20 protein-coding genes are annotated in these 25,660 nt (G+C 72.3%); 4 read left to right on the forward strand and 16 right to left on the reverse strand.

Annotated elements, in window-relative coordinates:
• Nucleotides 1–23 precede the first annotated feature (23 nt).
• The 3 genes from ACSU53_RS07880 to ACSU53_RS07890 are packed head-to-tail and all read right to left on the reverse strand — an operon-like array spanning nucleotide 24 to nucleotide 2,091.
• A complete protein-coding gene (locus ACSU53_RS07880; RefSeq protein WP_437025911.1) occupies nucleotides 24–572 on the reverse strand; it encodes a hypothetical protein in 549 nt (182 codons plus the stop codon).
• Nucleotides 572–1,513 (reverse strand): BN159_2729 family protein, encoded by a 942-nt coding sequence (locus tag ACSU53_RS07885; protein WP_437025913.1) that lies wholly within the window; start codon nucleotides 1,511–1,513, stop codon nucleotides 572–574. The genes ACSU53_RS07880 and ACSU53_RS07885 overlap by 1 nt, the downstream gene beginning before the upstream one ends.
• A complete protein-coding gene (locus ACSU53_RS07890) occupies nucleotides 1,510–2,091 on the reverse strand; it encodes an RNA polymerase sigma factor (RefSeq protein WP_437025915.1) in 582 nt (193 codons plus the stop codon). Before ACSU53_RS07890 ends, ACSU53_RS07885 begins: the two co-directional genes overlap by 4 nt.
• 406 nt (nucleotides 2,092–2,497) lie before the next feature.
• On the opposite strand from ACSU53_RS07890, the gene ACSU53_RS07895 reads away from it, so the two are divergent.
• Nucleotides 2,498–2,920 (forward strand): helix-turn-helix domain-containing protein, encoded by a 423-nt coding sequence (locus ACSU53_RS07895; RefSeq protein ID WP_437025917.1) that lies wholly within the window; start codon nucleotides 2,498–2,500, stop codon nucleotides 2,918–2,920.
• Nucleotides 2,921–3,063: 143 nt separating this feature from the next.
• Nucleotides 3,064–3,309 carry a hypothetical protein gene (locus tag ACSU53_RS07900; RefSeq protein WP_437025919.1) on the forward strand — a complete coding sequence of 82 codons (246 nt, stop codon included), beginning with the start codon at nucleotides 3,064–3,066 and terminating at the stop codon, nucleotides 3,307–3,309.
• A gap of 99 nt (nucleotides 3,310–3,408) precedes the next feature.
• Here the strand turns inward: ACSU53_RS07900 and ACSU53_RS07905 are convergent, their stop codons facing one another.
• The 10 genes from ACSU53_RS07905 to ACSU53_RS07950 form a co-directional block, all read right to left on the reverse strand.
• Nucleotides 3,409–5,112, reverse strand: coding sequence for a proline--tRNA ligase (locus ACSU53_RS07905; protein WP_437025921.1), 1,704 nt, complete (start codon nucleotides 5,110–5,112; stop codon nucleotides 3,409–3,411).
• 124 nt (nucleotides 5,113–5,236) lie between these two features.
• The gene (locus ACSU53_RS07910; RefSeq protein WP_437025923.1) at nucleotides 5,237–5,806 is read right to left on the reverse strand and encodes a GNAT family N-acetyltransferase; all 570 of its coding nucleotides are present in this window, start codon (nucleotides 5,804–5,806) and stop codon (nucleotides 5,237–5,239) included.
• 52 nt (nucleotides 5,807–5,858) lie between these two features.
• The gene (locus ACSU53_RS07915; RefSeq protein ID WP_437025925.1) at nucleotides 5,859–6,707 is read right to left on the reverse strand and encodes a GNAT family N-acetyltransferase; all 849 of its coding nucleotides are present in this window, start codon (nucleotides 6,705–6,707) and stop codon (nucleotides 5,859–5,861) included.
• Between the two features lie 290 nt (nucleotides 6,708–6,997).
• Nucleotides 6,998–8,155, reverse strand: coding sequence for a flavodoxin-dependent (E)-4-hydroxy-3-methylbut-2-enyl-diphosphate synthase (ispG, locus tag ACSU53_RS07920; RefSeq protein WP_437025927.1), 1,158 nt, complete (start codon nucleotides 8,153–8,155; stop codon nucleotides 6,998–7,000).
• A 206-nt stretch (nucleotides 8,156–8,361) separates the two neighbouring features.
• A complete protein-coding gene (locus tag ACSU53_RS07925) occupies nucleotides 8,362–9,654 on the reverse strand; it encodes a M50 family metallopeptidase (protein WP_437033073.1) in 1,293 nt (430 codons plus the stop codon).
• Between the two features lie 8 nt (nucleotides 9,655–9,662).
• Nucleotides 9,663–10,925: a 1-deoxy-D-xylulose-5-phosphate reductoisomerase gene (dxr, locus tag ACSU53_RS07930; protein WP_437025928.1), complete on the reverse strand. Its 1,263-nt coding sequence runs from the start codon at nucleotides 10,923–10,925 to the stop codon at nucleotides 9,663–9,665.
• A 101-nt stretch (nucleotides 10,926–11,026) separates the two neighbouring features.
• Complete coding sequence (locus tag ACSU53_RS07935) at nucleotides 11,027–12,976, reverse strand: acyl-CoA dehydrogenase family protein (protein WP_437025930.1); 1,950 nt, start codon at nucleotides 12,974–12,976, stop codon at nucleotides 11,027–11,029.
• 240 nt (nucleotides 12,977–13,216) lie between these two features.
• Nucleotides 13,217–14,662 (reverse strand): aldehyde dehydrogenase family protein, encoded by a 1,446-nt coding sequence (locus ACSU53_RS07940; protein WP_437025931.1) that lies wholly within the window; start codon nucleotides 14,660–14,662, stop codon nucleotides 13,217–13,219.
• A gap of 168 nt (nucleotides 14,663–14,830) precedes the next feature.
• Nucleotides 14,831–16,453 carry a PucR family transcriptional regulator gene (locus ACSU53_RS07945; RefSeq protein ID WP_437025933.1) on the reverse strand — a complete coding sequence of 541 codons (1,623 nt, stop codon included), beginning with the start codon at nucleotides 16,451–16,453 and terminating at the stop codon, nucleotides 14,831–14,833.
• Nucleotides 16,454–16,576: 123 nt separating this feature from the next.
• Nucleotides 16,577–19,024, reverse strand: a complete 2,448-nt coding sequence (locus tag ACSU53_RS07950; RefSeq protein ID WP_437025935.1) for an ATP/GTP-binding protein — start codon at nucleotides 19,022–19,024, stop codon at nucleotides 16,577–16,579.
• Nucleotides 19,025–19,286: 262 nt separating this feature from the next.
• On the opposite strand from ACSU53_RS07950, the gene gabT reads away from it, so the two are divergent.
• Nucleotides 19,287–20,621: a 4-aminobutyrate--2-oxoglutarate transaminase gene (gene gabT / locus ACSU53_RS07955; RefSeq protein ID WP_437025937.1), complete on the forward strand. Its 1,335-nt coding sequence runs from the start codon at nucleotides 19,287–19,289 to the stop codon at nucleotides 20,619–20,621.
• 775 nt (nucleotides 20,622–21,396) lie between these two features.
• Here gabT and ACSU53_RS07960 read toward each other — a convergent pair.
• Both ACSU53_RS07960 and ACSU53_RS07965 read right to left on the reverse strand, forming a co-directional pair.
• Nucleotides 21,397–21,852 (reverse strand): hypothetical protein, encoded by a 456-nt coding sequence (locus ACSU53_RS07960; protein ID WP_437025939.1) that lies wholly within the window; start codon nucleotides 21,850–21,852, stop codon nucleotides 21,397–21,399.
• Nucleotides 21,853–22,259: 407 nt separating this feature from the next.
• Nucleotides 22,260–23,063, reverse strand: a complete 804-nt coding sequence (locus ACSU53_RS07965) for a hypothetical protein (RefSeq protein ID WP_437025941.1) — start codon at nucleotides 23,061–23,063, stop codon at nucleotides 22,260–22,262.
• Between the two features lie 110 nt (nucleotides 23,064–23,173).
• On the opposite strand from ACSU53_RS07965, the gene ACSU53_RS07970 reads away from it, so the two are divergent.
• The gene (locus ACSU53_RS07970; RefSeq protein WP_437025943.1) at nucleotides 23,174–23,812 is read left to right on the forward strand and encodes a phosphatase PAP2 family protein; all 639 of its coding nucleotides are present in this window, start codon (nucleotides 23,174–23,176) and stop codon (nucleotides 23,810–23,812) included.
• Here ACSU53_RS07970 and ACSU53_RS07975 read toward each other — a convergent pair.
• The gene (locus ACSU53_RS07975) at nucleotides 23,751–25,574 is read right to left on the reverse strand and encodes a chitinase (RefSeq protein WP_437025944.1); all 1,824 of its coding nucleotides are present in this window, start codon (nucleotides 25,572–25,574) and stop codon (nucleotides 23,751–23,753) included. The genes ACSU53_RS07970 and ACSU53_RS07975 overlap by 62 nt on opposite strands.
• Between the last annotated feature and the right edge of the window lie 86 nt (nucleotides 25,575–25,660).

The raw sequence follows: 25,660 nt of genomic DNA on the forward strand, positions 1-25,660 counted from the left end.
GAGTCCCGGGGCCCCGGCACGGGTCACGGACCGGCCGGGGGCCCCGGTGCCTGTCGGCCGGCCGCGGCGGCGAAACCGGCCGACAGGGTTCCTTCGCAGGCGAGCAGCTGCGTGTGGCGGCGGATGACGGCGTCCTGGTCAGGGGCCTCGCCGTCGGGCACGGGGTGCGGGACGGTCTCCGCCCCGCAGGGCACGTGGGCGAACAGGGCGAGGTCACCCGGTGCTATCCGCCACGACAGGTGCCAGCCCCCGGCGACCAGGCACAGGCGGTGGGCCTCCTGCGGTCCCTGGCCGGGGCCGGTGAGGGGCGTGAGGACCGCGCTGGCGGGGTGCAGCGCCGCGAGCCAGGCCAGCAGGTGCGCCCGTTCCCGCTGGACGCGGCCCAGCTGGCGTTCGTAGGAGTCGGCGTGCTGCTGCCAGCGGGCCAGCCGCTGTCTGCTGACGGACAGTTCGTGCTGGAGGCGCAGCCGGTCCTCGGTCTCCCGGCGGCGGGCCGTGCGGTGCCGCAGGAGCCGACCGAGCAGGCCGCCGGGACGCCGTCCGGCCGCCCCCACGGCGGCCGGGGTCCTCATCACTGCTCCTCGTCGTCGTAGGGGGCGGCGCGGACGGGGGTGAGCGGGCCGGCGTACTCGGCGACGTTGGCCAGGGAGCAGCGCTCCGGGCGGCCGTCGACCGACAGCAGGGGCATCCCGTCGGGGGTGCGCAGCCCCTGGAAGTACCAGGTCTCGCCGTGGGCGTCGCGGTGCGGGAGCGTCAGGTCGTAGGCGGTGCCGCCGTAGCGGTAGGTCCGCTCGGCCGTCCCGTCCGCACCGTCCTCGTGGGTGCCGTCCGGGCCGCGGGCGAGGACGGTCACCCGGACTCCGTCGCGCCGTCCTTCGCCGGCGGGCGTGCGGGGGCCGGGCTGCTCGCCGGACACGGTGACCCCGAAGTAGGCGCACCACGCGTCCCAGCGCCGGGACGGGATGCCGAGCCGGAGCAGGACGCGCACCGTGTCGCCGTCCGCCCGGACGCCGCGCACGTCCGGGTGGGTGCCGACCTCGCGCTCGACGGTCCGGGCCACCTCCCGGGCGCGGGCCCGGGCGTCGTCCTGGCCGGGGGCCGCGGCCGTGGCCGGGTGCGCCGTCGTGCCCCCGCCGGGCAGGGCGTGGAGGTGGCCCTCAGGGGTCGGCAGGAGCGCCGCCGGGAACTCGAGGGGTCCGGCGGGGAGGGCCCCGGGGGCGGCCGGGAGGGCGACGGCGAGGACCTGTTCGTGCCGGCAGGTCGTGACGGTCACGCGGACGACGGACACCGTGCGGACCTCGGCGCGGGCGTGCTCGGGGAAGCCGTCCGCGGGGAAGCCGTCCGCGGGGTGGGCGTGCGCGTCGACGGCACGGAGGGCGGCGTCCGCCGTGTGGCCGTGCGCGTCCGGGGCGTGGAGGTGGGCATCGGCCGCGTGGGCGTGCCCGCCGCCGGGGAGGGGGTCGTACGCCGTGCCGAGGTGTCCGTCGACGGCGTGGAGGGGGCGTTCGTTCACGAGGACATCACTCCCGCCGCCCAGCGCAGTTTGTGCATGGCGCGGTGGGTCAGCGCCTTGACGGCGCCGACGGTGCGGCCCATGGCGTGTGCGGTCTCCTCGGCCGACAGCCCGCCGAGGAAGCGCAGTTCGACGCAGTGCCGCTGGGGCGGGGCGAGGGTGCGCAGCGCCCGACGCACGGTCTCGCCGGCCTCGACGGCGTCCAGTTCGCGCAGCACCAGCGACTCGGTGCCGGGGCCGGGCTGCACCGGGTCGCCGAACTCGGCGACCAGGGTCTCCCGGCGGGTGCGGCTGCGGCCGACCTCGTCGAGGTGGAGGTTCCTGGCGATGATGGTGAGCCAGGCGACCGGGTCGGTGCCCCGCCAGGCGAAGCCGCCGATGGTGCGCAGGGCGCGTGCGAACACCTCCTGGGCCAGGTCCTCGGCCAGGTGCCGGTCGCGGGTGCGGCACAGCAGATAGCGGTACACGAAGCCGTAGTGCTCGCGGTAGAGGTGGGCGAACGCCTCCCTGTCCCCGGTGCGGGCACGAGCGAGCCACGCGGGCTCCGGGGTGGTTCCCCTGCCGGTCTGTAAGGACACGGTCGGTTCTCCTTCGACGTCGGGTCACGGGCGGGCGCCCGGTGTGCGGCGCCCCGCCGGGACGCGCAGGACAGGACACCGCCTGCAATCTTCATGTAGATGTGGATTCTTGCCTGACGCTTCGAACGGGCCTCACCACCCGAGGAGGCCCGTCCGACCGGGACGGTGCGGACGCTCGCACGCCCGTCCGTCCCGGTACGGCCGGGATCCGGCCCCCCAAACCGTCTACAGTCTCCGTGTGGATGTAGATCGTGTCAAGGTACCGGGGGCATACTCGCGTCACGGAACGCACGGCGCCCGGAGGTGGTGCGCGACTGGCTCACGTGCGCGGGCGCACACCACGTGACCCGGCGACGATCTGCGATCTACTTGCGCTTGTAGATGGCCATGGCCGATCCTCTGACGCGTGACGAACCGCGAGACGCCTCCCTCCCCCTCCGCCGCCGGTGACGACCAGGAACAGCCGGGCGAGGATCTCGCAGCGCTGCTCGAACGCCTCCTCGCCCAGGCCCCCGGCCGGAGCCAGAAGGACCTGGCCAGGGAGGCCGGCATCTCCTACCAGACGCTCAACGCCTGGATGAACCGCACCCGCGGCACCTCGCGGATCCCCCCGGAGCGCCTGCGGGCCATGGTCGAGGTGTTCCGGCGGTGGGGCGTACGGACCACGCCCAAGGAGTTCTTCGAGGCGGTCGGGCGGCCGGTGCCCGGACCGGGCCGCGACGAGCGCGAGGCCCGGCTGCTCAAGCTCTACCGCCAGCTCCCCGAAGCGCGGCAGCGCGCGCTGATCAAGGACGCGGAAGCCATGCTCCAGGTCAGCCGGATGTCCTGAACGCGACGCGTCGCAACCTCGGCCCGACGGCCGACCAATGCACCAAAAACCCCACAGGTGACCCAGAGCACCGATACCATCAGGTGGCCGCTGGCCTCCCGAAGCGGAACTTCATGCCGTTGTGCATCCCTGGGGAGACAGTCATGTGCATCCACGTGTTCGTGGCGGACGATCTGCCGGACATCGTCGTGTGGGACCCCGATGAAGTCAGTGTCCTGGTGGCGCGGGGCTCCCGGGCCTTCGAGGTGTTCCGGGAACTGCGGGCCCTGCTGACGATCGATCTGGGCGCGCCGGAGGGTTCCGGCACCGCGCTGCTGTGCTTCTGCGGCGCGCGGCTCGAACTTCCCGTCGGCCTCACCGGGCAACCGGTCACGGCCGGCGTCTGCTGACTCCGCCGGGGGCCCGTCCGCGGCGGTGCGCGGCCGGGATCTCCGGCCGGCGTCGCCCCCGGCCGGGCCGAGCCGGCCGGGGGCGACGCGCGGGCCGCGTCAGAGGGCGGTCAGACGGGCCACCGCCTCCTCGACGGTGAGCTCCTCGCGCTCGCCGGTGCGGCGGTCCTTCAGCTCCACGACGCCCTCGGCGGCGCGGCGTCCGGCGACCAGGATCTGCGGGACGCCGATCAGCTCGGAGTCGGTGAACTTCACGCCCGGGGAGACTCCGGCCCGGTCGTCGACCAGGACGCGTACACCGGCCGCGGCGAGCTTGTCCGAGACGTCCAGGGCCAGTTCGGTCTGCAGCGCCTTGCCCGCGGCCACCACGTGCACGTCGGCGGGCGCGACCTCCTTGGACCAGATCAGGCCCTTGTCGTCGGCGTGCTGCTCGGCGAGCGCCGCGACCGCGCGCGAGACGCCGATGCCGTAGGAACCCATGGTGACGCGGACCGGCTTGCCGTTCTGGCCGAGCACGTCCAGCTTCAGGGCGTCGGTGTACTTGCGGCCGAGCTGGAAGATGTGGCCGATCTCGATGGCGCGGTCCAGCCGCAGGCCGGTGCCGCACTTCGGGCAGGGGTCGCCGTCCTGCGCGACGACGACGTCCACGTAGGCGTCGACCTCGAAGTCCCGGCCGGCGACGACGTTCTTCGCGTGCGTGTCGGCCTGGTTGGCGCCCGTGATCCAGGCCGTGCCCGGCGCGACGCGCGGGTCGGCGAGGTAGCGGACCTTCTCCAGGCCCTGCGGGCCGACGTAGCCGCGGACCAGGTCGGGACGGGCGGCGAAGTCCGCCTCCGTGACCAGCTCGACCTCGGCGGGCGCGAAGTGCGCCTCCAGCTTGCCCATGTCGACCTCGCGGTCACCGGGCACGCCCACGGCCACGATCTCGCCATCCACCTTGACCAGCAGGTTCTTCAGGGTGGCGGAGGCCGGCACCCCGAGGGAGGCGGCGAGGGTCTCGATGGTGGGGGTGTCCGGGGTCGGGATGTCCTCGGCCGCGGGCACGTCCGAAGCGTCGACCGGCCTCACCTCGTAGGTGATCGCCTCGGTGTTCGCGGCGAAGTCGCAGTTCGGGCAGTCGGCGAACACGTCCTCGCCGGCCTCCGCCGGGGCCAGGAACTCCTCGGACTTGGAGCCGCCCATCGCACCGGCGGTGGCCGCGCAGATCCGGTAGTCCAGGCCCAGCCGCTCGAAGACGCGCTGGTACGCCTGCCGGTGCAGGGCGTAGGACTCGCCGAGCCCGTCGTCGGTGACGTCGAACGAGTAGGAGTCCTTCATCAGGAACTCGCGGCCGCGCAGGATGCCCGCCCGGGGACGCGCCTCGTCGCGGTACTTGGTCTGGATCTGGTAGAGGATCACCGGCAGGTCCTTGTAGGAGGACGCCTGGTCCTTCACCAGCAGGGTGAAGATCTCCTCGTGCGTCGGGCCGAGGAGGTAGTCGCCGCCCTTGCGGTCCTTCAGGCGGAACAGTTCGCCGCCGTACTCGTCCCAGCGGCCGGTCGCCTCGTAGGGCTCGCGCGGCAGCAGGGCGGGCAGCAGCACCTCCTGGGCGCCGATGGCGTCCATCTCCTCGCGGACGATGCGCTCGACGTTGGCGAGGACCTTCTTCCCGAGCGGCAGCCAGCTCCAGATGCCGGCGGCGGTGCGGCGCACGTAGCCCGCACGGACGAGCAGCTTGTGGCTGAGGACCTCGGCGTCCGCCGGGTCGTCGCGCAGCGTCTTCGCCATCAACTGGGACATGCGCTGGACCGGTGCGTTCGCCATGGTTCTCGTACTCCTGCTGCTGGGGGTCCCCCGGCTCGAACGCAGCCGAGAGGGGGGAAGGTGATGACGAGAGGTTAGCCGGGCGGGACGGGGCGGTGGAAATCGGTTTGGGGCAGCGGGCCCGTCAGGGGCGCAGCAGGGGCAGGGGCGCGCCCATCACGGCGTAGGGCTTGGTGGCGCTGGGGAAGTGCACCCGCCGGGCCAGGTCCTGGTAGCCGAGGGAACGGTAGAGGCGGCGGGCGGGGCTCTCCACGTCGATGGCCGAGAGGATCGAGCGGGGCTCGTCGGCGCCGTCGGTGATCGTGGTGATCAGGGCGCGGCCGATGCCGTGCTGCTGGTGCCGCGGGTGGACGTGCAGCTCGGTGATGACGAAGGAGTCGTCGAGCCAGTCCGCGTGGCCGAGGGCGCGCAGGTAGGGCTCCACCACGGTGGACCACCAGTGGCCGCGGTCGTTGGGCATGCCGTAGACGAACCCGACCAGGCGCCCGGAGGCGGTGGTGGCGCCGAACGCCCGGGCCCCGGGGAGCGTCATGTGGCGCAGCACGATCTGCCGGCGCACGGCCACCTCGTCGGGGCCGAGGCCGAATGCCACCGCCTGGACGGCCAGGGCGTCGTCGACGCGGGCGGGCAGGTCGAGGGGGCCGATCACGATGTCGTCGGCGGCGGGTCGGCCGTGACCGGGAAAGCGCAGCATGCGGGGAGACTACAGGGCGTGTGGACCGGTCAGAACGGCTCGCCCGGCCGTCTCAGAACAGCACGCTCATGAACGCGCCGACTTCCTCGAAGCCCACGCGCCGGTAGGTGCGGCGGGCCGGCGTGTTGAAGTCGTTGACGTAGAGGCTGACCACGGGGGCGATGTCGGCGAGGGCGTAGCGCACGACGGCGGCCATGCCGGGGGCGGCGACGCCGGTGCCGCGGTGTTCGGGGGCCACCCAGACGCCCTGGATCTGGCAGGCGCGGTCGGTGGCGGCGCCGATCTCCGCTTTGAAGACGACGTTGCCGTCGGCGTCGAAGCGGGCGAAGGAACGTCCCGCCCCGACGAGTTCGGCGACCCGGGCCTGGTAGAGCAGTCCGCCGTCACCGGCCAGCGGGGAGATGCCGACCTCCTCGGTGAACATGGCGACGCAGGCCGGCATGATCCGTTCCATCTCGTCCTTGCGGACGCGGCGCACGTAGGGGTCCGGGGCGAGGTCCGCGGGCATGCGGTCGGTGACCATGAGCGGCTGGCAGGCGCGGACCTCGCGGGCGGGGCCCCACTGGGGTTCCAGCAGACGCCACAGCTCCGCGGTGGGTTCGGCCGGGCCGACGATGGAGGAGCAGCGGCGGCCGGCCCGGCGGGCCCGGTCGGCGAAGGCGCGCACGGCCCGGGGGGTGGCGCAGATGGGGACGAGGTTGGCGCCCGCGTAGCACAGGGAGGTCAGCATGCCGCCCTCGTACCAGCCCCACATCTCGCCGCCGAGCCGCCAGGGGTCCAGGCCCGCGACCTGCACCCGGGACGTCACGAAGGCGTTGGCGACCGGCTCGCGGTCGAGGACCGCGAGAGCGGCGTCCAGGTCACTCGGTTCGAGGACCCGGGAGGTGGTCTGCGTCAACACGCGCGGGGCCTCACACACTGGGGTCTGCTGGTTTCCGCACTGTACCTGCGCAGCCGCTGCCGCGCCGCATCGTGCGGACGCCTGCCCGGGGCCCGGTCGGAGACCCGTGCCGGGCCGACGGGCACCGGCGCCGGGCCCCGGTCGGCCGCGGGGCCGGAACGGGAGGCCGCTGTCGCCGCCGGGCGGGCGGGGGCCGCCGCGGGCCCCCGTCCGCCCGGTCGTCGGGACGCGTCCGAAACGGCGTGGGCGGTCCGGGGTCCGTCCGGCGGATCTTGCGGGACAGGCCCTGGTCAGCCCGCGACGGAGATCTGGGGTTCGCCCGAGGCGATGCCGTCCTTCTCCATCTGCTCGGCGATCTTCATCGCCTCTTCGATCAGCGTCTCGACGATCTTCGACTCCGGCACCGTCTTGATGACCTCGCCCTTGACGAAGATCTGCCCCTTGCCGTTGCCCGACGCCACCCCCAGGTCGGCCTCCCGGGCCTCACCCGGACCGTTGACGACACAGCCCATCACCGCCACCCGCAACGGCACGTCCATCCCCGTCAGACCCGCCGTGACCTCCTCGGCCAGCTTGTACACATCCACCTGCGCCCGCCCGCACGACGGACACGACACGATCTCCAGACCCCGCTGCCGCAACCCCAGCGACTCCAGGATCTGGTTACCGACCTTGATCTCCTCCACCGGCGGCGCCGACAACGACACCCGGATCGTGTCCCCGATCCCCTGCGACAGCAGCGCACCGAACGCCACCGCCGACTTCACCGTCCCCTGGAACGCCGGACCCGCCTCCGTCACCCCCAGATGCAACGGGTAGTCGCAACTCTCGGCCAGCTGCCGGTAGGCCTCGATCATCACCACCGGGTCGTTGTGCTTCACCGAGATCTTGATGTCCCGGAACCCGTGCTCCTCGAACAGCGACGCCTCCCACAGCGCCGACTCCACCAGCGCCTCCGGCGTCGCCTTGCCGTACTTCTGCAGCAGCCGCCGGTCCAGCGACCCCGCGTTCACCCCGATCCGGATCGGCGTCCCCCGCTCCCCCGCCGCCTTCGCGATCTCCTTGACCTGATCGTCGAACTTCTTGATGTTGCCCGGATTCACCCGCACCGCCGCGCACCCGGCCTCGATCGCCGCGAACACGTACTTCGGCTGGAAGTGGATGTCCGCGATCACCGGGATCTGCGACTTGCTCGCGATCACCGACAACGCGTCCGCGTCGTCCTGCGTCGGACACGCCACCCGCACGATCTGGCACCCCGACGCCGTCAGCTCCGCGATCTGCTGCAGCGTCGCACCGATGTCCGACGTCCGCGTCGTCGTCATCGACTGCACCGACACCGGCGCGTCACCGCCCACCGCCACCGACCCGACCTGGATCCTGCGGCTCCTGCGGCGCTCGGCCAGCTTGATCGGAACGGACGGCATGCCGAGAGAAATCGCAGTCATCTGCTGTGCAACCCCAAGTCGTGGATCAAGGTCCGGCTCCCGGTGAGCAGCGGGCTCCGGGTCCCGAGATTACGGTACGGGCGCGCGGCCGGGCACATCACGCCCCTAAACCCACCCAAAGGACGACGGCCCGGAACCGGGCGGTTCCGGGCCGTCGTGAACGGCGGGTGACGGGTGTCCGGCCAGGGGGTGTCCGCCCCCTGGGGCTAGGAGATGCGGACCGGGTTCACGACGTCGGCGACCAGGACGAGCAGCGTGAAGCAGACGAAGATCCCGGCCACCACGTAGGCCACCGGCATCAGTTTCGCGACGTCGAACGGTCCGGGGTCGGGCCGGCGCAGGACCCGGGCCAGGTTGCGGCGCAGCGACTCCCACAGCGCGCCCGCGATGTGCCCGCCGTCGAGCGGCAGCAGCGGGAGCATGTTGAACAGGAACAGGGAGAGGTTGAAGCCGCCGAGCAGCATCACGAACATGGCCATCTGCTGGGAGGCGGGGATCTCCAGCGTGGCGATCTCGCCGCCGACCCGGGCCGCGCCCACGACGCCCATCGGGGAGTCGGGTTCGCGCGGTCCGTCGCCGAAGGCCGCGTCCCACAGGGCGGGGACCTTGGACGGCAGGGCGGCGAGGGAGTCGACGGCGTCGCCGACCCGGTCGGTCATCCAGACCACGGAGTCGCCGAGGTCCTGCTTGACGACGCCGGTGGCCGCGCTGAAGCCGAGGAAGCCGGCCTTGACGTACTCGCCCTCGACGTAGGTGCCGTTGCCGTCCTTCTTGGCGACCAGATTGGTGGCGATCTCGGCCCGGAGGGCGACCTCCTCGCCCTTGCGGTCGACGACGATCGGCACCTCCTTGCCCGCGCTGTCCCGGATGAGGTCGGAGAGCGTGGCCCAGTCCTCGGTGCGCACGCCGTCGAAGGCGACGATCCGGTCGCCCGCCTTCAGGCCCGCCGCCTCGGCCGGGGACTCGGGGTCGCCGGCCTTGCACTTGTCGCGGTTCTCGCTCTGGGAGATGACGCACGGCGAGACGGAACTGACGGTGGTGGTCTGCTGCTGGATCCCGAAGCCCATAAGGACGGTCAGGAACAGCGCCACGGCCAGGACGAGGTTCATGAAGGGGCCGGCGAACATGACGACGACCCGTTTCCACGGCTTGCGCGTGTAGAACAGGCGCTTCTCGTCGCCGGGCTGCAGTTCCTCGAAGGCCGCCGAGCGGGCGTCCTCGATCATGCCGCGCCACGGGGAGGTGGAGCGGGCCTCCAGCCGTCCGTCGGGGCCGGGCGGGAACATGCCGATCATGCGGATGTAGCCGCCGAACGGGATCGCCTTGACGCCGTACTCGGTCTCGCCCCGCTGCCGCGACCAGAGGGTCGGTCCGAAGCCGACCATGTACTGCGGCACCCGGATGCCGAACATCTTGGCCGTCGACAGGTGTCCCAGTTCGTGCCAGGCGATGGAGACCAGCAGGCCGACCGCGAAGACGACTATGCCGAGGAAGAACATCAGGGTCGTCATGCACGCGCCTCCGCGCTCGCCGTCCGGTCGGTCAGTTCCCGGACCCGCGCGCGGGCCCAGGTCTCCGCTTCGAGGACGTCCGACAGGGTCAGCGAGGTTCCCGGCCGCGGGGTGCCGTGCTCCTCGACCACCCGCGTGACGGTCTCGATGATGCCGTTGAACGGCAGCGTGCCGGCCCGGAAGGCCTCCACGCACTCCTCGTTGGCGGCATTGAACACCGCCGGTGCGGTCCCCGCGAGCTCGCCCACGTGCCGGGCGAGGCCCACCGAGGGGAACGCCTCGTGGTCCAGGGGGAAGAACTCCCAGGTGGACGCCTTGCTCCAGTCGAAGACCGGGGCGGCGTCGGGGACCCTTTCGGGCCAGCCGAGGCCGATGGCGATGGGCCCCCGCATGTCGGGGGGCGTCGCCTGGGCCAGTGTCGATCCGTCCGTGAACTCAACCATCGAGTGGACATACGACTGCGGGTGCACGACGACCTCAATGCGGTCGAAGGGAATGTCGTACAGCAGGTGCGCCTCGATGACTTCCAGGCCCTTGTTGACGAGCGTCGCCGAGTTGATGGTGATCACCGGCCCCATCGCCCAGGTGGGGTGGGCGAGGGCGTCCTCGACGGTGACGTCGGCCAGCTCCGCCCGGGTCCGGCCGCGGAAGGGGCCGCCGGAGGCGGTGACGACCAGCTTGCGGACGTCGGCGCGGGTGCCCGCGGCGAGCGCCTGGAACAGCGCGGCGTGCTCGGAGTCCACCGGGATGATCTGACCGGGCTTGGCCAGCGCCTTGACGAGCGGCCCGCCGACGATGAGCGACTCCTTGTTGGCCAGCGCGAGCGTGCGGCCCGCCTCCAGGGCGGCGAGGGTCGGGGCGAGGCCGATGGAGCCGGTGATGCCGTTGAGGACGGTGTGGGCGGGCGAGGCGGCGGCGTGGGTGGCCGCGTCGGGCCCCGCGAGGATCTCGGGCAGCGGCTCCCCGGCCCCGTACCGCGCGGACAGCGCCTCACGCAGCGCCGGTACGGCGTCCTCGCGGGCGACGGCGACCGTGCGCACCCGCAGCCGGTGGGCCTGCTCGGCGAGGAGGCCGGTCCGGCTGCCGTGGGCGGACAGGGCGGTGACCCGGAAGCGGTCGGGGTTGCGCAGCACGAGGTCGATGGCCTGGGTGCCGATCGACCCGGTGGAGCCGAGGATCACCACGTCCTTGGGGCCGTCCCCCGCAACGGGGTCGTACACCAGATGCGGATCGGCCAGGGGAGCTGGAGCGTCGGTCATGGGCTCTATTGTGTCCGGTCGCGCCGGCTGCCGGGTCCCGCCCCGGCAGCCGGTTCCCGTGTCCGCCGTGCTTCCGGCCGCCGGGCGGGCCGGTGGCGGCGTCAGCGGATCGGCCGGTGCACGTTCTCCTTCGTGCTCGGGCCGGGCGAGGCGTCCGCGATCCAGGGGCCGTCCCCGGAGGGGTCGACGACCCCCTGTTCCAGCCAGGTGTAGGTGCCGGACAGGACGCCCTTGACGACCTTGCGGTCCAGGTCGTCGGTGTTGGTCCACAGCCGGTCGAACAGTTCCTCGACGCGGATGCGGGACTGGCGGCAGAAGACGTCAGCGAGCTGGTACGCCTCGCGGCCGTGCTCGCCCCGGCGGCGCAGCAGTTCGGCGCGGACGCAGGCGGCGCTCATTGCGAACAGTTCGGCGCCGATGTCGACGATCCGGCCGAGGAAGCCCTGCTTGGTCTCCATCCTCCCCTGCCAGCGGGACATGGCGTAGAAGGTGGAGCGGGCCAGCTTGCGGGAGGTGCGTTCGACGTAGCGCAGGTGCGGCGACAGGTCGATGCCGTGCTTGAAGTCGCCGTAGGCGCCGGGGAGCTGTCCCGGTCCGGCGACCAGCCGGGGCAGCCACTTGGCGTAGAAGACGCCCGCGTTGGCGCCCGCCCGGGCCTTGTCGCCGAGGGACTTCTCGGGGTCGATCAGGTCGCCGGCGACGGACAGGTGGGCGTCGACCGCCTCCCGCGCGATCAGCAGGTGCATGATCTCGGTGGAGCCCTCGAAGATGCGGTTGATGCGCAGGTCGCGCAGCATCTGCTCGGCGGGAACCGCCCGTTCGCCGCGCGCCCGGAGGGAGTCGGCGGTCTCGAAACCGCGTCCGCCGCGGATCTGGACGAGTTCGTCGGCCATCAGGCAGGCCATCTCCGAGCCGTACAGCTTGGCGAGAGCGGCCTCGATGCGGATGTCGTTGCGGTCCTCGTCGGCCATCTGCGAGGACAGGTCGAGGACCGCTTCCAGGGCGAAGGTGGTGGCGGCGATGAAGGAGATCTTGGAGCCGACGGCCTCGTGCAGCGCCACCGGTTTGCCCCACTGCTCGCGGGCGGCCGACCACTCGCGGGCGATCTTCAGGCACCACTTCCCGGCGCCGACGCACATCGCGGGCAGGGACAGCCGGCCGGTGTTGAGGGTGGTGAGCGCGATCTTCAGGCCCTGGCCCTCCTCGCCGATGCGGTGGGCGGCGGGCACCCGGACCCGGTGGAAGCGGGTGACGCCGTTCTCCAGTCCGCGCAGGCCCATGAAGGCGTTGCGGTTCTCGACGGTGATGCCCTCGGAGCCGGCCTCGACGACGAAGGCGGTGATGCCGCCCCGGTGCCCCTCGGACTTCGGCACCCGGGCCATGACGACGAGGAGGTCGGCGACCACGCCGTTGGTGGTCCACAGCTTCACGCCGTCGAGCACGTAATGGTCGCCGTCGGGCACGGCGGTGGTGGCGAGGCGGGCCGGGTCGGAGCCGACGTCCGGCTCGGTGAGCAGGAACGCCGAGATGTCGGTGCGCGCGCAGCGCGGCAGGAACGTCTCCCGCTGCTCCCGGGTGCCGAACATCTTCAGGGGCTGGGGGACGCCGATCGACTGGTGGGCGGAGAGGAGCGCGCCGATCGCCGGGCTGGCGGAGCCGACCAGGGCGAGGGCCTTGTTGTAGTAGACCTGGGTCAGGCCGAGGCCGCCGTACTTGGTGTCGATCTTCATGCCGAGGGCGCCGAGCTCCTTGAGCCCGGTGATCACCTCGTCGGGGATGCGCGCCTCGCGCTCGATCAGGGCGCCGTCGATCTTCGTCTCGCAGAAGTCGCGCAGTTTGGCGAGGAACTCCTCGCCGCGCTGGGCGGCCTCGTCGGCGGGCAGCGGGTGCGGGTGGATCAGGTCGAGGCGGAAGCGGCCGAGGAACAGTTCCTTGGCGAAGCTGGGCTTGCGCCAGTCCTGTTCCCGGGCGGCCTCCGCGACCTGGCGTGCCTCACGTTCGGTGACGGTGGGGGGAGACGGAACCGGGGGCGTTGCGGGTGTTGCGGACATGAGGCTCACCTCGCCGCGAATCGGGGGGAGTGGGTGCGTTACCGACTGGTGCTACCCGATCGTATGTACCTGATGGGTAGCGGCACCACCACCCCTCGTGCGCCCGTTCGGCCGATGCCGGCCCTCGTCCGTGCGGCCCCGCAGCGGACCGCCGGGCGGTCCGGGAACGACGCGCGGGGCCCGGCGCCGGAGGGTTCCGGTGCCGGGCCCCGGCGGACGGGACGGACGGGACGGACGGGCTCAGAGGTCGAGGCCGGTCAGCACCATCACGCGCTCGTAGGTGTAGTCCTCCATCGCGAAGCGGACGCCCTCGCGGCCCACGCCGGACTGCTTGGTGCCGCCGTACGGCATCTGGTCGGCGCGGTAGGACGGCACGTCGCCGATGACCACGCCGCCGACCTCCAGGGCGCGGTGGGCCCGGAAGGCGGTCTGCAGGTCGTGGGTGAACACGCCTGCCTGGAGGCCGTACTTGGAGTCGTTGACGGCGTCGAAGGCGGCGGCCTCGCCGTCCACCTTTTGCACGGTCAGGACGGGGCCGAAGACCTCCTCGCAGGAGAGGGTGACGTCGGCCGGCACGTCGGTCAGCACGGTCGGCGCGTACGAGGCGCCGTCCCGCTTGCCGCCGGTGCGCAGCGTGGCGCCCGCGGCGACCGCCTCGTCCACCCAGGCCTCGACCCGCTTCGCGGCGTCCTCGCTGATCAGCGGGCCGACGTCGGTCCGGTCGTCGTTCGGGTCACCGGTCACCTGGGCCTCGACGGCGGCGACGATGCGCGGCAGCAGCCGGTCGTACACGGACGCGTCGGCGATGACCCGCTGCACGGAGATGCAGGACTGGCCGCCCTGGTAGTTGGAGAAGGTGGCGATACGGCTCGCCGCCCGGTCGAGGTCCTCGTCGCTCGCGAAGTCGGCGAGGACGACGGCCGCGCCGTTGCCGCCCAGCTCCAGGGTGCAGTGCTTGCGTGGCACCGAGTCCATGATCGCGTAGCCGACCTGCTCGGAGCCGGTGAACGAGATGACCGGCAGCCGCTCGTCCTGCACGAGGGCGGGCATGCGGTCGTTCGGGACCGGCAGGATGCTCCAGGAGCCGGCCGGCAGGTCGGTCTCGGCGAGCAGCTCGCCGAGGATCAGCCCGGACAGCGGGGTCGCCGGGGCGGGCTTGAGGACGATCGGCGCGCCGGCCGCGATCGCCGGGGCGATCTTGTGGGCACACAGGTTCAGCGGGAAGTTGAACGGCGCGATGCCGAGGACCACGCCCTTGGGGAAGCGCCGGGTGAAGGCGAGACGGCCCTGGCCGCCGGCGTCGGTGTCGAGCCGCTGGGCCTCGCCGCCGTTGAACCGGCGGGCCTCCTCGGCGGCGAAGCGGAACACGGAGACGGCCCGGCCGACCTCGCCGCGCGCCCACTTGACCGGCTTGCCGTTCTCGGCGGAGATCAGCAGCGCGATCTCCTCGGTGCGCTCCACGAGGCGGCGGCTGACGTGGTCCAGGGCGGCGGCCCGGAAGTGGGCGGGGGTGGCGGCGAAGGCGTCCCGCACGGCGTACGCGGCGGCCACGGCCTCCTCGACCTGGGCGTCGGTGGGCACGCTGACGGTGCCGACGACCCGGCCGTCCCAGGGGGAGGTGACGTCGAAGGCGGCCTCGCCGGTGGCCTGGCGGCCGGCGAGCCAGAAGGCGTGGGTGGAAGTCATGGAGTCCCGGCCCTTCCGCGTGTGAGGGGATGCATGGATCGGTGAGAACCACGGTAGGGGCGGGCCGGTGGGCGGTCGTTTGTCCGAGTCGTAGCAGTCGGGTGAGCAGCCGCGCCGCTTTGGCGCAAGGGTTCCGTCCGGGGAACGAACGGGCGCACGCCCGGCGTGTCAGTCCGCGGAGGTCGCCTTCAGCGCCAGCCACAGCTCCATGCGGACGTCCGGGTCGTCCAGCGAGCGGCCGAGGATCTCCTCGACGCGGCGCATGCGGTAGCGCAGGGTGTGGCGGTGCACGCCCAGGTCGGCCGCCGCGGCGTCCCACTGGCCGTGGCGGGACAGCCAGGCACGGAGCGAGGCGACGAGGTCGCCGCGCCCGGTCGCGTCGTGGTCGCGCAGGGCCCGCAGCAGTCCGTCGGCGAAGGCCCGGACCGCGTCGTCGGCGAGCAGCGGGAGGACGGACCCGGCGGCCATCTGCTCGTGCTCCACCAGGGCCCGGCCGCGCCGCCGGGCCACCGACAGGGCCTGCCCGGCCTGCTTGTAGGCGGTGGCGGCGGCGATCGGTCCGGCGGGGGCGGACAGGCCGACGACGAGGTCGCCCTGGTCGGGGCCGCCGAGGGGCCGGGCCGGGCCGCCGGTGCGGGCGGCCTCCTGGGCGGCGGCGTGATCGCAGCAGGCGGTCACGGCGGCGCCGCCGTCGGTGGCCAGCACCACCAGCCGCTCCCCCTCGGGGACGACGAGGACCGCCTCGCCGGACCGGGCGGCGGCGGACTCCACGGCCTCGGTGAGGGCCCCGAGGGCGTCGGTGCCGGTGTCGCCGCGGTCGTGGACGCCGCCGGGCGCCGGCACGGTCTCGGCGACGACGATCCGGAAGGGCGCGTCGAGCAGGTCCCCGTACAGGTCGCCGGCCACCGCGCGGGCGTGGTCGGGCTGTCCGGCGAGCAGCATGCGCAGGACGGCGGCGCCGATGCGCTGTTCGGCGGCGTGCAGGGAGCGGGAGCGTTCCGTGGTGAGGGTGAGCAGGGCGATGGCGGAGTGCAGGGCGTAGCGCTCGGCGGTGCCGAGGGCGGCGGCGGTGCCGACGGCGAGGGCGGCGCGGGGGCGCCGGCCGGTGCCCAGGGAGTGCAGTTCGACGCGGTCGTCACGGTCCTCGCCCTCGGGTCCGGCGACGACCGCGGAGGCGGGCGCGGGCCGTTCCCGCAGCCGCTGGACGTCCGCGGTGAGACGGGCGGCGCGCCGGCCGGCCCAGTCCGGTGCCGCCGCGACGACAGCACCGGAGGCGTCGTAGAGCGCCGCCCATCCGTCGACCTGGGAGGCGAGGGCGGCGAGCAGACCCTCGGGTCCGTCGCTGAGGGCGTGCCGGGTCAGTTCCCGCTGGGCGGCGAACCCGGCGGTCACCGCGCGGTACTGGTCGGCGGCGATGGCGGCGGAGACGGCCTTGCTGATCGCCAGGAACGGCGTGCGGCGCGGCACCTCCAGCAGGGGCAGACCCTCCGCGCGGGCGGCGTCGACGAGCGCTGCGGGGATGTCCTCGTAGTGGACGCCGACGGCGAAGCCCAGCCCGACGACGCCGGCCCCGGCCAGCCGCTTCACGTAGCGGCGCATGGCCTCCGGGTTCTCCGCGTCCAGCTTCAGGGCGGTGATCAGCAGCAGCTCCCCGCCCTCCATGTAGGGCACGGGGTCGGCGAGTTCGCTGGCGTGGGCCCAGCGGACGGGCACGTCGAGACGGTCCTCCCCCGCGCGCACGGTCAGCTTCAGCGCGGTGTGGTGCACGAGCGAGGCGAGCGTCAGGGGCATGGGGCTGTCGCGCTTCCGGGTCTGCTTCAGTGAGGATGAACGGTGATCTTTTGGCCGCCATGTATGAACGTCCTGTGGTGATTCTGCCTCACTGTACGGTGCGGCGGCGTCCGGACGGGTGACTCACCCCCGCAGGTCGACCAGCAGCGGCGGCGCGTGCTCGCCCCGCACGTCGGTCAGCGACAGCACCGCGTGCCCCGGCGGCACGGCGTGCGCCAGCTCGGAGGCGGACCAGCGTTCCCGCTCGACCTGGCGGACGGTGACCGCGTCGGTGGTGACCGCCCTGCCGGTCACCAGCTTGCGCAGCGCGTGGATCGCCCGCGTCATCGGCTGGTCGGCGAACACCGTGTGCTTGGCGACCTCGGTGGTCTCCACCCACTCGGTGCCCCATGCCTCGGCGAACCGGCTGCCGTCCCACGTGGTGACCCCGGAGAAGGCCATGCGGCAGCCCACCGCGGCGTAGAGCGGTCCGTGCAGCGCCTCGGGGACGTCGGCCACGGACCTCAGGGCCAGCACCACTCCCGCGTTGCGCGTGCGCAGCCGCTGGATGCGGCGCACCGACTCGCCGGTGACCGTGCCGGTCGCGTCGTCCAGGACCAGGCAGGCGAAGTGGGGCCGCCGCTCCTCCCGGACGACGGCGAGGAACTGGGCGAGGACCAGGCGCGTGATCATCCGCCCGGCCTCCTCCTGGCCGTGCTCGGGCAGGTCGATCCGGACCCGCAGGGGGTGGTGGGCGACCGCCCGCAGGGAGAAGGGCCGTCCCGGGCCGCCACCGCCGAGGAATTCGGCGAAGACCGGCCGGTTCAGCAGGGCCAGCCGGTCGGCCAGGACCCGGCTCACGTCACCCCGGGTGCCCGCCTGCCGGACGTGCGCGTCGAGTTCGCGCAGCATCACGTCGTTCGCGGCGGCGGTGAGCGCCTCCCGCAACGGGGCCAGGGTCCCTTCGTCGCCCTCCAGGAGCTCCCGCAGCTCCCGCAGGGTGGGGAAGCGGGCGTGCACCGCCCGGAAGGGGCCGAGCAGTTGGGCCAGCGCGGTGGCGGCACCCTGCGCTCCGACGCCGTCCAGGCCGCCCGTCAGCGCCTCGGCCAGCAGGGCCGCCGCCTCGTCGGGATCCTCGGACTCCGCGTACGGATCGAGGTCGTGCACCGAGGCGGGATCACCGATCCGGACGACCACGTCGAAGGCGTCGTCGGCACCCAGCGGGCTGCCGGGCGCGGACACGACGACGACGGAACAGCGCCCGGTGAGCGCCTGAAGCGCCAGCGCCTCGGTCACCGGCTCGACGAGCGTGCGGGTCTTGCCGGAGCCGGAGGGTCCGACGGCGAGCAGGGAGGTGCCGAGCACGTCCGGGCCGAGGGCCGCGCCCGCGCCCCGGTACGGGACCGGGACGCGGTCGGCCTCCGTCCATCTGCCGATCCGCACCTGCTCGGTGAGCAGGTCGTGGCGGGCGGTCCGGCGCGGCAGGTCCCGGGCGCCGGAGGGGTGCGTCCAGGCGGCTCCGGCCTGCCGGAGCACGGTGTCCTGGAAGGCGGCGGACGTGCCCTCCCGCCGGGCGGCGGTGAAGGCGTGCCCGACCCGGGCGCAGTCCACGTCGTTCATCCGGTCACCGGCGACCTCGGCGGTGAGCACGTCCGCGGCCTGCCCGAGGCCGGCGTCCCGCAGGTCGGGCCACTGGGAGCGGGGCCGCTCGGGCGCGGCGGCCTCGGCACCGGCGGCGTCCGAGCGGGCGGCCAGCAGTTCCCTGGCGTACGGCAGCCAGGCACCGAGGCGGGCGAACGGCCAGACGACGAGCAGGGTGACGGCCGCGTACAGCGTGTTCGTGTAGAAGGACGACGACATCAGGTCGTAGCTGTCCGTGAGGAGCACGGTGAGGGACAGCAGCGGGTCGACGAGCGGCACCGGGTCCCAGCCCACCAGTGGGAAGGCGTCGGGGAAGACGAAGGCGAGGGCGACGAGGGCGAGCAGGGCGGCGAGCACGGCCCGGGCCGGCTGCGGCCTGCGGCTGACGTAGTAGCGGACGATGGCGCGCCAGCTGCCCAGTACGGCGACGGCGGCGGCCAGCAGGGCGAAGCAGAGGCCCTCGTAGACCACCAGGGCTTCCGCGCCGGGCAACGCCACCGCCTCCCCCGGCAGCTCCCTGGGTGACACGACCGTGCCGCCCCACCACCAGTCGTCCGGTGTGAACGCGCGCAGCGGCGCCATCTGGTACGAGGTGACACCGCGCTGCCAGAGCGACCAGATCAGCGCGGCCACGACGAGCGGGATCAGCATCCCGGCGACCGTCACCGGCCTGAGAGCCTCCGGTTCCGGCTCCGGCGGCCGATGTCCGAACCGCCAGATGCCCGGCCGTGCGGCCGGCCGCGGCGCGTCGAGCCAGGCCGCCACGGTGGACGCGGGGACGGGATTCCGGCCCGATGCGAGGGGCGCTCCCGGTGCCCCGGGCGGCAGCGGCGGCATCCCCGGCGCCCGGGCGGGCCGCGGCGGCACCGCGGGCATGTCCGGAGGGCCCGCCGGGCGCGGTACGGGGTTCGCGTGAGTGCCCCGCGCGTCCTGGGTCCCGTCGCTGTCCATCGCCCTGCCCCCTGACCAGCCGCTCTCCGTCACCGTCAGCGAGCCAATCTAACGCCCCGGCAGGGCGAGTTCACCGCATACGCGGCCGGGTCCGGCCGCTGCGGGTGCGCCGCGCCCGGACGGGAGCCCCGGCGGCGCCATGTCCACCGCGGACAAGCCGGTCCCCCCGACAACGCCCACATGGAGCATGCCCAGGCCCCCGGGGCCGCCCTAGCCTGCGAGAAAAGAGGAAAACGTCCGTCTTCACCCCCAGGAGCCCCGCATGACCGCACTTCCGCAGGAGCGCCGCGTCGTCACAGCCATCCCCGGCCCGAAGTCGCAGGAGCTGCAGGCCCGCCGTACCGCCGCGGTCGCGCAGGGCGTGGGCTCGGTGCTGCCCGTGTTCACCGCGCGGGCGGGCGGCGGCATCATCGAGGACGTCGACGGCAACCGGCTGATCGACTTCGGTTCCGGCATCGCCGTGACCTCCGTCGGCGCCTCCGCCGAGGCCGTCGTCCGCCGCGCCTCGGCCCAGCTCGCCGACTTCACGCACACCTGTTTCATGGTCACGCCCTACGAGGGCTACGTGGCCGTCGCGGAGGCGCTGGCCGAGCTGACCCCGGGCGACCACGCCAAGAAGTCGGCGCTGTTCAACAGCGGCGCCGAGGCCGTGGAGAACGCCGTCAAGATCGCGCGGGCGTACACCAAGCGCCAGGCGGTCGTGGTCTTCGACCACGGCTACCACGGCCGGACCAACCTCACGATGGCGCTGACCGCGAAGAACATGCCGTACAAGCACGGCTTCGGCCCGTTCGCGCCCGAGGTGTACCGGGTGCCGGTGGCCTACGGCTACCGCTGGCCCACCGGCGCCGAGAACGCCGGTCCGGAGGCCGCCGCGCAGGCGATCGACCAGATCTCCAAGCAGGTCGGGGCGGAGAACGTGGCCGCGATCATCATCGAGCCGGTGCTCGGCGAGGGCGGCTTCATCGAGCCGGCCAAGGGCTTCCTGCCGGCGATCAGCAAGTTCGCCACCGACAACGGCATCGTCTTCGTCGCCGACGAGATCCAGTCCGGCTTCTGCCGCACCGGCCAGTGGTTCGCCTGCGAGGACGAGGGCATCGTCCCGGACCTGATCACCACGGCCAAGGGCATCGCGGGCGGCCTGCCGCTCGCCGCCGTCACCGGCCGCGCCGAGATCATGGACGCCGCGCACTCCGGCGGCCTCGGCGGCACCTACGGCGGCAACCCGGTGGCGTGCGCGGGCGCGCTCGGCTCCATCGAGACGATGAAGGAGCTGGACCTCAACGCCCGGGCGAAGAACATCGAGGCGGTCATGAAGGCCCGCCTGACCGCCATGGCCGAGAAGTTCGACGTCATCGGCGACGTCCGCGGCCGCGGCGCGATGATCGCCATCGAGCTGGTCAAGGACCGCACCACCAAGGAGCCGCATCCGGAGGCGACCGCCGCGCTGGCCAAGGCGTGCCACCAGGAGGGCCTGCTCGTCCTGACCTGCGGCACCTACGGCAACGTGCTGCGCTTCCTGCCGCCGCTGGTCATCGGCGAGGACCTGCTGAACGAGGGCCTGGACATCATCGAGCAGGCGTTCGCCCGCATCTGAGGACGCCGCGTGCGGCCCGCGTTGCCGCACAGGTGAGCGTGCGTCCGGGCAGGTGGGCGACCCGCGGCCGGACCGCCCGGCCGCGGGAGGCAGAGCGTGTGAAGAACGTGTGCGAGGTGGATGACAGGGGGCCCGATCCCCTGTCGCGGGCCCACCCCCTGCCGTAGGTTCGTACCGGATGAGAGATACACCCCGCCCGCAGGGCACTGCGGGCGGCACAGGCCGGGGCCTCCCCAGCTTCGACCTGGTCGTGCCCTCGCGCACACAGCCGGAGCCCTGAGTTCCGGGTCTCCTCACGATCGGACGGTCGCCCGCCCCACACCCCCCGGGGCGCGCGGCGTTCCGGTCCGAACGGACGGCGACAAGCCGCCCGCTCCCCGTAGGGCCGACGCAGCTCCCCCCGTTGCGTCGGCCCTTCGGCATTGCCGTACGTGCGCGGCTGTGTGCGCCCGGCCCTCCTTGAGACAGGCGTCGAAGCCCTCCCGGACCTCCTCGCCGCCGAACCGGCCCCAGACCATGCGCTGGAAGACCGCACTGAACGCGCCGACTTCACCTTCGACGGCCGGCTCGGGGACCTTCTGACCGCGTCGTGTCAGGAAAATGCGGATATCAGCGCATTCACTATCCTCTCGCTCCCCGCACTGCCGCCTCTCCCGCGCGTGGGAACGTACCGCCGACAGTGCTCCTGTGCCAGACCGAACGCCGGCCCTCCCAGCGCCAACACGCAGGTGCCGAAGCTGCCCACGCACCGCCGTTGCAGTGGTCGTTCCCGCGCTTACAGCAGCGCCCTCACCCCGCCGGACACCACCGCCACCAGGGCAAGGGCCAGACACACATCCCCCGGCAAGCAGGGGCGGATCAGTCGCTTCCGCACTGGAGGGGCTTCCTCTGCCGTCAGGCGCTTATCGGGCAGCCTTTTACGGATCTCCAGCGCCGCACGATCGGATGTCTTGACGAACCGGTCAACCAAAGAGCCCATGAACACCAGTGGCGCATAGGACTCCCCGTGCACCGTCTGGATATCCAGGTGTCCCTGGCTGTTCAAGCCCACCGTGCGCACCGCCGCATAGACGATCTCCCGCGTCCCCACAGCGTTCACCACCACCAAGGAGTCACTCCGCAACTCCACCCGGCTACTGCCGATTCGGTGGATGAACGCCGCGCCACCGAAGAGCACGGCAAGAACGAACAAGGCATCGGGTGTGGTGAGCTCCCGTCCCTTGACGGCCATGCCGACCAGAAAGAGAGGAAGAGCAGCCAACGGAGCCTAAGAGAAGACGAGCCAGGAGCGGCGCCTAAGGATCTGCACGGCTAACACCCCCTACCATCGAAATGGCTGGCATCCTGAAGGAATTACCGCTGCCCAAACAAGGCAGTCATGCCACCCTCACCGCGAGAACGACGCAACCCTGAGCCGATCCAAAAGAGGACTAGAAACAACCATTCACGATTCCTCCTCCTTTCCCTCTCGCGAGTTTCGGCGAATCACATTTCCACACAGTGCAGCAACTGCGAACGCAAACAGGGGCGGCACGATAGCGGCGAACATGCCATCCACCATACGGGCGAGCTGAGTTACCAGCACGATCAGGGCTGCCATAGGGAGAAAGCAGGCCAGAACAAGCCTCCGCCTCCTACTCATTCAAAATTCCTCATTCTTCCCACTGACCCCTCTATGCGCCTCAGCGATCGCTCCAGCCGCCACAGGCTCATTGTACTTGCAACCCTGCTCGCAACGGCCGAACTTCCACCCATATAGCCGGTCACCCCGCCGGTCGCCGTGGACATCAAAAACCCTGTGGTATTCCAGTTTTTTGTTCCGGCATTGAATGCCGCGTAGGAAGCACCTGCACTTGTTGCACCAATTGCCACGAGCCCTGCAGCTCCGCACACAACAGATGCAACACATACTAGAACTCCTGCGGCTCCTGCTATAAGGAGGCCATTTCCGAGGTAGTCGCGCCAGTGGTCGGAGAAGTGATCGCCTGCCGCTCTGGCCACAGTCCTCACAACCGACTTGGTGTTACTCCAACCCCTACCTGCCGCTCCGGAAATATCTCCGCTCCGGAGTTTGGCGAAGAAGCCCTCGTCCTGCTTGTTCTTGTTGTCCTGCTTTTCGGCCTTCTTGCGCCGGTCATCGGCGGCCTTGCGTTCCTGCTCGTGACGATTCTGTTTTTCGATCTGGGCAGACCGGGCCCGCTGGGCGGTGGTGGGGCGGGTGACGCCCTTGCCCTTGGTGTAGACGTGGCGGTAGTTGGTGTTCTGCTGGATGGTGTAGTTCGGCGAGATGGTGCCGCCCCGGGCCTTGGTCTCCTTCTTGTAGTTCTTGCCGAACGTGACCTTCTTGACGTCTCCGGTGCTGCGGCCGTAGGTGCAGTTGTACTGGCCGCTGATGCACTGCTCGTAGGCCTCCCCTTCCGCCAGGCGAGGGCTGCTGCGCAAAAGCCCCGTCATCTTCTTCGCGGTCTTGTGAGGGGGCCACCCGCGCGACACAAGGCATGGAGGCACCCCCTTGCGTCGGCCCTTCACGGCTTCCTGCCAGGCTGTGCCCCATGCTCCTGCTCGTCCTGCCCCTGCTGCTGTTCGCGCTGATCACCTGGCAGGTCGTGGCCGACGGCCCGCTGGTGGGCGTCGACGAGCGGCTGAGCGGGGTGCTCGTCGTGCCCGACCGGGCCTCCGAACTGCTCGCCGACCTCGGCAACGTGGAGGTGGCCGTGCCGGTGCTCGCCCTGGCGGCGGCCGTCGCGGCGTGGCAGGGGCGCGTGGCCGGGGCGGACCGATGGTGGCTGCCGGCCGCGGCGGCGGCCGGCGCGATGGTCCTGGTGCCGGTGCTGGTCGCCCCGCTGAAGGCGTGGACCGACCGCCCCGGCACCCCGGCCGTGCCGCCGGCGGTCGGCTACTACCCGTCGGGGCACACCGCCACCGCCGTCGTCGCGTACGGGGCGGCGGCCCTGCTCCTCCTCCCGCTGCTGCGGTCCGCCGCCGCCCGGCGCACGCTCGTCCTGCTGTGCTCCGCTCTCGTCCTGGGCGCCTCCTACGGGCTGGTGCGCCGCGGCTACCACTGGCCGCTGGACGTGGTGGCCTCCTGGTGCCTGGGGACGGTGCTGCTGGCCGGCCTGTACCGCGTGGTCAGCGGAAGTAGCCGTCGAACGTCCGCTGGAACTCCCAGCCCCCGAACCGGTCCCAGTTGATCGACCAGGTCATCAGTCCGCGCAGGTCGGGCCAGGTGCCGTGGGTGGCGTAGGAGCCGCACTGCACCTTCCGGGTCAGGCAGTCGAGGGTCTTGGTGACCTCGGCCGGGGACACGTGGCCGTTGCCCGCGTTGACGGTGGCCGGCATGCCGATGGCGACCTGGTCGGCGCGCAGCGGCGGGAAGACGCGGTCCGCGTTCCCGGCGACGGGGAAGCCGGTGAGCAGCATGTCGGTCATGGCGATGTGGAAGTCGGCCCCGCCCATGGAGTGGTACTGGTTGTCCAGGCCCATGATCGGACCGGAGTTGTAGTCCTGGACGTGCAGCAGGGTGAGGTCGTCGCGCAGGGCGTGGATCACCGGCAGGTAGGCCCCGGCCCGCGCGTCCTGCCCGCCCCACGGCCCGGAGCCGTAGAACTGGTACCCGAGCTGGACGAAGAACGTCTCCGGGGCCATGGTCAGCACGAAGTCGTCGCCGTACTTGGCCTTGAGGGTCTTCAGCGCGGAGATGAGGTGGACGATCACCGGGGTCGTCGGGTTCCGGAAGTCGGTGTCACCGGCGTCCAGGGAGAGGGAGTGGCCCTCGAAGTCGATGTCGAGGCCGTCGAGTCCGTACTCGTCGATGATCTTCGAGACGGAGGAGACGAAGGTGTCGCGGGCGGCGGCCGTGGTGAGCCGCACCTGGCCGTTCTGGCCGCCGATGGAGATCAGCACCTTCTTGCCCGCCGCCTGCTTGTCGCGGATCGCGGCCTTGAACTCGGCGTCGCTCTCCACGCCCGGGCACTCCGCCTGCGGGCAGCGTTCGAAGCGGATGTCTCCGGAGGTCACCGACGTGGGCTCGCCGAAGGCGAGGTCGATGACGTCCCAGCTGTCCGGGACGTCGGCCAGGCGGGTGTAGCCGGAGCCGTTGGCGAAACTGGCGTGCAGGTAGCCGACCAGGGCGTGCCGCGGGAGGTCGGAGGGGCCGCCGCCGGAGCCGGGATCGGTGGTGGTGGCGGTGACGGTGGCCGAACGGGCGGACTCGCCCGCCTCGTTGACGGCGGTGACCTGGAAGGCGTAGGCGGTGGCGGGCGTCAGTCCGGAGACGGTGGTGGAGGTGCCGTCCACGGTGCGGATCCGGGCGCCGTCGCGGTAGACGGCGTAGCTCGTGGCGCCGGGGGCGGGTGACCAGGACAGGGCCACGCTCGTGGCAGTGACCGTCCCGGTCTTCAAGCCGGTGGGCGGCGCGGGCGGCTGACCCGTCTCGCCGCCGGGACCGGTCAGGGAGAGGTCGTCGACGTGGTAGGCGCCGGTGCCGTACCAACCGTGGGTGTAGACGGTGACCCTGGTCGTGGTGGGGCCGGTGCGGAAGGTGGTGGTGAGGGGCTGCCAGTCGGGGGCGGACTGGGTCCAGGTGGAGACGTCGGTGGTGCCGGTGCCGCTCGCCCCCAGGTACACGTAGGAGCCGCGGACGTGGCCGGTGAGCGTGTACGTGGAGTCGGGCCGCACCGTGACGGTCTGGGAGCAGCGGGCGTGGTCCGCGCCGGCCGGGGTGGCCCGGAGCGCGGAAGCGCCGCTGCGGACCGGGGAGGTGACGGCTTCCCCGGCGGTGCAGGTCCAGTGGTCGAGGCCGGACTCGAAACCGCCGTTGCGCACGAGGTCCGCGTCGGCCGCACGGGCGGCCGACGAGAGCGCGGTCGTGCCGGACAGGGCGAGGGCCGCGGCGGTGAGCAGCGTGAGGAGCGTGGGCAGGGGGCGACGGGCGGGCGGTCTGATGCGTACCACAAGTGCCTCCGGACATGGGGGAGATGGGGAGGGTGGAGCGCGCCCAACTTGGTCCAGACCAATATGCTTGTCAACCCCTCGCGCAC

This window comes from Streptomyces sp. enrichment culture, assembly GCF_964273255.1.
GTDB lineage: Bacteria > Actinomycetota > Actinomycetes > Streptomycetales > Streptomycetaceae > Streptomyces.